An 8,189-nucleotide genomic window follows, 5' to 3' on the forward strand; every position below is an offset into this window, starting at 1 on the left:
TTTAACGTTGGCGCTTTGTTTTGTTCAGTTTTCAAAGAGCAATTTCCACAATTGTTCTTTCGAACGGCTGTTTATTCATCATAACACCTTATTGATTAGTTGTCAACTTCTACGAAGTTTTTAACTTATTTTAAATCGCTGTGTTTTCCAGCGACCATTTCATCTTATCATTTTCATAGTAAGAAGTCAATAGTTATTATTTCTTTCAGCAAACTGCCAAAAGCGATGAAGTTTTGCGTTTGTCTTAGTTGGTGCTTATTTATATTAATCCTTTCCCATCATTAAGTCAACCCATTTCATACATTTTCTTTTCAAATGAATTAATCACTTATATGAAGGAATTAATGTGCCTGTCACACCTTGTCTTCCTCTTAAAACATATAATCCAGGAAAATCATTTATCCCAACCATTTGAACTACCGCTTCCCCTTCAACTAAGTAATGCCTGTGGCAAAATCCATAAACCATTCAAGTGATAGGTTATGGCAATAACAACTTAAATAGATGAGGAACCGAATAATTAGTTGCTTCAATTGAATACTGAAAACTGATTGCTCCTTACGGGTAGACTTATTAAACATTAAACCGCTAAAACACAGGGTTCCATTATCCAAATATTAAAAAATTTTTTTACAATTTTACTTACTTATACTATAATAAATATATTTTAAAAATTTCAGGAGAGACTTTTAATCATCAAAAAATAGTTGGGAGAGGGTTTTATAAATGATTAATAAAAACACATCTTTGAGGATGCAAAGTATCGTTTTTATTGGCTTTATGGGGGTAGGAAAGACGACGATCGGACAGAAAGTAGCCAGGAAATTATATAGGGACTTTATTGATATAGATCAAGAAATTGAAAAGGAATTCAATATGCCCACTACCGAAATCTTCAAGAAGTTTGGGGAAAAAGCATTTCGCGAAAAAGAAAAAAGTGTGATTGAAAGCCTTAGCCAACAACAATTGAAAATCATCTCAGTTGGAGGCGGGGCATTTTTACAAGAGGATATCAGGAACATCTGTTTATCCAATTGCATTGTCTTTTACCTGGACTTATCTTGGGAATACTGGAAAGAGAGAATAGGCTTGCTTATTGATAGTAGACCAGTTTTACAAAGCCGGTCCCTTGAGGAAATTGAAGAACTCTTTTACACGAGACAGGAAATATACTCCTACCATCATTCAAAAGTGAATACCAATGAACTAGATGTTGATGAAGTGGCAGACTTTATAGTCGATTCATTGAAAGTGGCCTGGGATATATATGAACCGCTTAAGTAAAGCAAACCTTTTTGTTATGTAATCAATGTTCCCAATAAAAGAATAATAGAAAAGATGAAAAGGGCACAGCGGTACCTAACCTCCTGTGAACTAATCACCTTTTTATTTTTCTTTTTTAGGAAGACTCTCTTATAATCAGTTCTGGATTCAATATGATTCGCTGTTGTTCACGTTCTATTTTCTCCATTTGCTGATACAGGAGATTCGCTGCCTCTTTCCCAATACGTCTAGGGAATGAGGAAATGGTCGTTAACGGAGGGTGATAGATTTCCGCGACTGGAACGTTATCGAACCCAACGATATCCATATCTTTTCCAGGAGTAATTCCTTTCATCATTAATCCTTGCATAACACCAAAAGCAATTAAGTCGCTAAAGCAAAAGATCGCGGTAGGCGGATTAGGATTCTCAAGTACTTTCAAAACAGCCTCAAGCCCTCCCTCCCGTGTAGGGGCACTATCTATCACCAATGATTCATCCACTTCCAACCCCGCTCTTGAAAGAGCTTCACGGTATCCCTCCATTCTCTCGATCCAAGTAGAAGATTCCTTTATGCCACCAAGGAGCGCAATTCTTTTATGCCCCTTTCCAAGGAGATGATCAACAGCGATCCTGGCTCCTTCTGGATAGTCTATGCCTACATAGTCGCTATTCACTCCAGGCAGTTCCCTGACAGCAAGCACCATCGGCGTGTCAATTTCATTTAACCGTTCAATTGTATCTTGTGAGCTTTCAGAGACAGGACAAAGAATCAGGCCACCCACCCTGTGTTCCATCATGGTTGAAAGGAGATGATCTTGCTTGGCAACCGAGTCGAATGTAGTCCCCAGCAACACTGTATAACCGACCTCATCCAATGCATCGTGAACGCCTATCAGGAATTCAGAAAAAAAGGTATTTGATATGTCGGTAATAATGATTCCTACAGTATCAGAACTCTGCGACCTTAGGTTTGCTGCAATCCTATCGTAAACATAACCCAATTCATGCATGGATTTTAGTACCTTTTTTCGCGTCGCTTCCGATATTCGAGGGTTATTGCGAACGATAAGGGAAGCAGTGGATGTAGATACCCCAGCATGTTTTGCTACCTGTTGCAGCGTGACCCGCCCTTTTTTGGATTGTTTCATAGTTCAATCACCATCTTGAATGTATTTTTGATGTACTTATTATTATCATGTTCTTACTATAATAATAATATAGTTACTGTCATTATTACACCCTTGCTTTTGGAACATGGGAATCTCAACGATCATTAATCACGTCAAAACATCTTTATCAACTATTCATTAGTCCCCAAAAAAAAACACCATCCTAGTTCCGGAAGATGGAGTTTTAAGTAAATCCTTCAATATTTTTAGCCATGGTTAAATATGGTCTGGTGCTGTGTCAATTTCTTATACCGGTAATATACAAAAGCTGCAGCCAGGATTCCTATAGTAGCAATAAAGCAATCAAAAAGAAATATATGGGATATATCCCCACTCTTAGCGATCAAGCCCGTTGCAATTGGTAAAATGACGCTGGCCAAACTGGATGCCGTCGCAACGATCCCTGTTACAGTTCCTTTTTTTCTCCAGAAAAGTTCAGTCATTATTGCAATGGTTAATTGAAAGATACCAGCTGTCGAGGCTCCAAGGAAAAAGGAGCTAACACTTAAGACAATAGGCGAATGAATCGTTAATATGATGATTACCGTAAGTAAAGTAATCATTGGATAAATCAATATCACCGTCGCAGGCTTAATCCATTTGTTTAATAAGATGGATAATAGCAAGACGGAAATCAGTGATCCAACACTATAATAGCTCAATAATTTAATTGCACTTGAAGATGGCATCCCTGCAACTTCCTGGCCGAAACTCGGTAACCAGATTTGCGAAACTGTAAATAACGCAGTTGATGTAAACCCAATTATGATTAGCGCGACTCCTTCACTCCAAAATTTAGGTTCTGTTATGAACCTGTTACTATGCAAATCCCCCTCTTGACTGACAGCTTCGGATTTGCTTGGAAATGAAGCGGACAACACCAAAAACATATTCATGAAATAGATGACAGCCGGTACTAAAAAGGCAAACCCGTAAAATAATTGGTTCGCAGTAAGAAACAAGATGATGAATGGCAGGATTGTAGCACCAAGTGAGCCAAAAGCCTTAACCATAACACTCGCGGAACCCGCAGATTCTGGAAACATTTCAGTTAGCGCCGGATATGTACCGGCATCCATGGCTGAGTTGGAAATTCCCGCAAGTAAGGCAAATACAAAAGCCATTTCATATGTGGGGGAAAATGGAATCCCAATTAAAAAAACGCCCATTATAACCGAAGAAACCAAGATTAATGGTTTTCTTCCAAATTTATCTGATAATACTCCCGAGAGACCATACGTGAGTAATCTGCCTATTCCTATTGCTGCAATAAGATAACTAATGCCAGTAGAGTCCGTATCCCATTGTTCTGTTAAAGAGGGCATATTTGAGGCGAGAATTATATTAACCATCCCCAGCAGAAAATAGTTAATATACATGCCAGATGCCGCTTTAAAATACTGATTTTTCATTATTACACCCCTATAATAAATCGCGTAGTGTTTCTCCCATATAACACTTTAATTCACCATGTAATTACATTAAAGTCTCCCCTTTATATTATCCATTTACATGAAAACCACTTTTCAAAAAAAAACGCTAAGAAAAACAAGGGATTTCACTCCCTGCATTTCTTAGCTCCGAGGGTTTGGTGCACCCAATTTTTTTAATCATTTAACAAATGATGCACATCGAGTATGAAAAAAATACCTCTATTTGGAGAACAATTCCAAGAGTGAAATCATATTATTCTGCAAACAATTGCTCTTTGATGTAATCAACAGGCATCTGTTGGCCTGTCCATAATTCAAAGGCCAATGCACCTTGCCAAAGCATCATCCCAAGACCATTAATAGCTGTAGCACCAGCAGCCTCGGCTTGTTCCATTAGTTTAGATTTACGTGGGATGTAAACAACATCCGTTACGATTAAATCTGGACGCAGCATTGACTCGTCTTGAATGACACTTAAGCCTTCAAGTGGTTTCATGCCAACGCCGGTTCCATTTGCCAAAATATCACTAGTTGCGATTTCAGCCTTTAATTGTTCAACATTTTCAAGAGGGTATACTTTGGCTTTCACATTTAAGTGCTTCATATCTTCATTGATGATTCGTACATTCTCTTCTGCTTGCGGGAAGAAAGCATCATCACGAGCAAAAATGCTTATTTCAGCCACTCCTTCCAGCGCAGATTGAATGGCAATTGGAGTAGCAGCCCCACCAGAACCGATAAGAGTCATTTTCTTACCTTTAATATCTATGCCATGTTCTTTTAGGTTCCGAGTATATCCCATTCCATCGGTACTATGCCCTACGAACTTTCCATCGACATTGACAACTGTATTAACGGCCCCAGAAAATTTAGCACTGTCCGCCAAATCATCGAGATATGGAAGGATCTTCATTTTATTAGGCATGGATACGTTAAATCCTTTTACATTTAATGCGCGCATCCCTTTGACTGCATCTTCCAACTGTTCATTTCCAACCTCAAATGCTAAATAGGCGCAATTCAAGCATAATTTATCGAAAGCTAAATTATGCATGGCAGGTGATAAAGAATGTCCGATAGGTGTTGCCAGCAATCCTACTAATTCTGTTTTTCCATTAATTCGTCCTAGATTTTCCATGTTATATTCCTCCTGATTTTTTAAACTTTATATAAATTCCTTCTTGGAAGAAATTATGAGTTAAATATGTTGATCAATGATCTCCAATACATCTCTTAATTGAGTAACAGGAATTTGTCCTGGGGCAGATGCTTCTTTTCCGGCACCGAATGTACAAGCAGATCCAAACACCGCACCTGATAATCGACTGACCAGGCCTGTGCCGGACATTGACATCGTAATGAAAGGACGATCGGCATACTTTGTTTTCATCGTGTAAGTTGCATCTAATAAAACGAGTAAGTCACCAACCGTTTGGGGCATTACAGCGATTTTTGGAATATGTGCGCCAAATTCCTGCATTTTACGCAAACGGTAAATGATTTCTTCTTTTGCTGGTGTCTTATCGAAGTCATGGTTACACATCACTACGCATACGCCATTTTCCTCAGCTATCTTTACAGTCTCCTTCACTGATGATTCCTCAAAAAACAACTCCACATCGACAAGATCAATATTCTTCGTTCCAATCGCAGCATGAAGAAGTTGGAAATAATAATCATCGCTGATTTCCTTGTTCCCACCTTCTTTATGGCTTCTAAAAGTGAAAAGCAGCAAAGTATTGGGTACAGCATTTCTAAGTTTAGAAATCATATCCGAAACGGCTTCTAAGCTTTCAACATGTTCATAGACATCTACTCGCCATTCAATGATATCCGGCTCTAGCGCATTTACCGTTTCAACTTCTTTAAGCAGTTCTTCTTCAGTTGTCCCCATAAGAGGAACGATGATCTTTGGAACCCCTTCTCCGATCGTTACGTCTTTGATCGTGATTGTTTGCATGGATTCTTCCCCCTTTTATCATTATCATCAGTGGAGATTCATGCCCCACTGATGTTCGGCTAGTCCGTTTAATTGGAAACCATAATTACCTTTTTATATCGATAGGCAACAAATACGGCCAATAAAATGCTAACTGCCGCAATTGCCACATCAAATAAGAAGACTGCAGTTAAGCCAGCGCTCTTGGAAATGATACCTGTAACGAAAGGTATGATGATAAAGGCTGAACTGGCTGCAATGTTTACATATGAAGTGATCGTCCCTTTATTGGCTGGGAAGAATTCTGTTATTATCGTCATGGCTAATTGGAACACCCCTGCAGTTGAAAGCCCAATGAAGAAAGCACTCAAAACAGTCATAAATGGTTGTTGGATATAAATGAGTGACAATAAAGATATTGCTGCAATGATCGGATAGATAATCATGACGGTAATGGGCTTAATCACTTTATTCAATATAACTGCTAGTAAAATGACAGAAACAAGGGAGCCAATGCTATAGTAACTAAGCAATTGAACAGCCTTAGCTTGGGTTAACCCCAATACATCTTGTCCGAAGTTCGGGAGCCAGACTTGAACCAGCATGAATAAAGCAGTTGATGTGAAGCCTAATAGTATAACGGCCAAACCTTCCTGAGCAAACTTCGGTTTTGAGAGGAATTGCTGTTGAACCGGCATAGCTTGTTCATCATTCTGAGTTTGGCTTTGAGCTTTATGATCCGGGAATGAAACCTTAAGCAGGAAAAACCCATTAACAAGATATACAGCAGCCATTAAGAAGAATGTATACCCGTAAAACATATCTCTAGCTATAAAGAACGCCATGATAAATGGAAGAAGTGCGGCACCGATTGAAACGAACGCTTTTACCAATACGGTAGCGGAACCAGCTTTCTTTTGAAAAGCCTCAATAAGTGCAGGATACGTACCTGCATCCAAAAATGAATTGGCAATACCAGCACATACAGCAAATATAAATGCCAATGTATAGTTAGGAGCCAAAGGTATGCCTATAAGGAAGATCAGGTAGATAAAAGATGCTGAAACGACAAATGGTTTCCTTCCTAATTTATCCGATAGTCTACCCGCGAAAAACAAGGAAACTAACTTACCGATTCCTATAGCAGAAACCAAGTAACTTATCCCTGAGGCACTTGTATTTAATTGATTTGACAAATTTTCCATATTTGATCCGATGATAATATTGATCATGCCTAAAATAAAATAGCTAATATATAAACCTGTGGCCATTTTTATAAATGGATTTTTCATGAAACACACCCCTATTTAAAAAGTTATCTAAATGCAATTTGATTCTTAAGCCTTTCAGATGTTGCCCCCTTGCCCATACCATAAATTCAAGAACATAATTACGTACTAAATAAAACAATAAGTAAACCAGCTTAATTAGTACATCGTTCTACTAACTTTTCATTCTAGTACATCGTTCTACCAAATTAGTATATCGTTCTACTAAAAACGATTGAATTAAACATTTATACTAGATAATTAGTTAAATTTATTTAGTATATCGTTCTACTGGATTATTATACTGCTCTAATTTAATTGTGTCAAACTCATGAAGCAGTCCTTAATGACCATAGAACAAATTCCTCATACTCATTATTTTAAAATTCAAAGGTCTCATTTTGGATTTCATTTACCTTAAAGGTTCAGCCATACCTTGGATTTGTTAGTGTTCATAGAAGATAAAGAATACCTTTTATTTGCAGAGACACCAATTATTTTAGCCTTTATAAGGGCTTCCTTCATTTTTAGTTACCAGTTTCTGAATAAATTTCTTTTTTGCTAAAATATATGTACTGCTGCTTATTTACATCCAATTATCCAGTTATTTGCAATCAATTTCAATAACCCAATGTCTAAGCAGGCAGTACAAATATATCGCTTTACATCCTAAGTTAAGATGGTCGAAACGGTTTAAATTTAAAAGGATGAACAATTTTCGATTTCAGCCTCTTTCAATGGTTATGTAACAGCTCTATATATAAATAAAAGGGCTCCATAATTTGTTCTTAACGCAAAAAAAGACCAGCCAGATGGCTGATCTTTTCAAAAGGCTTGGCGGCGTCCTACTCTCACAGGGGGAAACCCCCAACTACCATCGGCGCTGAAGAGCTTAACTGCCGTGTTCGGAATGGGAACGGGTGTGACCTCTTCGCTATCGCCACCAAACATAAAAGGAACGTTGTTCCTTCAAAACTAGATAATAAGAAGGTATTTCATTTTTTAAAAAGCGTTGGTTAAGTCCTCGATCTATTAGTATCAGTCAGCTCCACATGTCACCATGCTTCCACCTCTGACCTATCAACCTGATCATCTTTCAGGGATCTTACTAGCTT

General features: G+C 38.0%; 6 protein-coding genes and 2 rRNA genes. 1 reads left to right on the forward strand and 7 read right to left on the reverse strand.

Annotated elements, in window-relative coordinates; genetic code table 11:
• Positions 1 to 726: 726 nt before the first annotated feature.
• Positions 727 to 1,284, forward strand: coding sequence for a shikimate kinase (locus tag J7I96_RS20835; protein ID WP_214774294.1), 558 nt, complete (start codon positions 727 to 729; stop codon positions 1,282 to 1,284).
• 115 nt (positions 1,285 to 1,399) lie between these two features.
• On the opposite strand, the gene J7I96_RS20840 is transcribed toward J7I96_RS20835, so the two are convergent.
• From J7I96_RS20840 to J7I96_RS20870, 7 genes are all read right to left on the reverse strand, one after another.
• Positions 1,400 to 2,413, reverse strand: coding sequence for a LacI family DNA-binding transcriptional regulator (locus tag J7I96_RS20840; protein ID WP_048680312.1), 1,014 nt, complete (start codon positions 2,411 to 2,413; stop codon positions 1,400 to 1,402).
• A gap of 227 nt (positions 2,414 to 2,640) precedes the next feature.
• Positions 2,641 to 3,846, reverse strand: a complete 1,206-nt coding sequence (locus tag J7I96_RS20845) for an MFS transporter (protein WP_214774292.1) — start codon at positions 3,844 to 3,846, stop codon at positions 2,641 to 2,643.
• 274 nt (positions 3,847 to 4,120) lie between these two features.
• Positions 4,121 to 5,005 (reverse strand): quinate/shikimate dehydrogenase, encoded by an 885-nt coding sequence (locus tag J7I96_RS20850; protein ID WP_214925832.1) that lies wholly within the window; start codon positions 5,003 to 5,005, stop codon positions 4,121 to 4,123.
• A 60-nt stretch (positions 5,006 to 5,065) separates the two neighbouring features.
• Positions 5,066 to 5,827 carry a type I 3-dehydroquinate dehydratase gene (aroD, locus tag J7I96_RS20855; protein WP_214774288.1) on the reverse strand — a complete coding sequence of 254 codons (762 nt, stop codon included), beginning with the start codon at positions 5,825 to 5,827 and terminating at the stop codon, positions 5,066 to 5,068.
• Between the two features lie 68 nt (positions 5,828 to 5,895).
• Positions 5,896 to 7,098 carry an MFS transporter gene (locus J7I96_RS20860; RefSeq protein ID WP_214774286.1) on the reverse strand — a complete coding sequence of 401 codons (1,203 nt, stop codon included), beginning with the start codon at positions 7,096 to 7,098 and terminating at the stop codon, positions 5,896 to 5,898.
• Between the two features lie 808 nt (positions 7,099 to 7,906).
• Positions 7,907 to 8,022 (reverse strand): 5S ribosomal RNA (gene rrf / locus J7I96_RS20865).
• 64 nt (positions 8,023 to 8,086) lie between these two features.
• Positions 8,087 to 8,189, reverse strand: a 23S ribosomal RNA gene (locus J7I96_RS20870); the annotation flags it as partial.

The organism is Bacillus sp. ISL-78 (assembly GCF_018613455.1).
Taxonomy (GTDB): Bacteria; Bacillota; Bacilli; order Bacillales; family DSM-1321; genus Peribacillus; species Peribacillus frigoritolerans.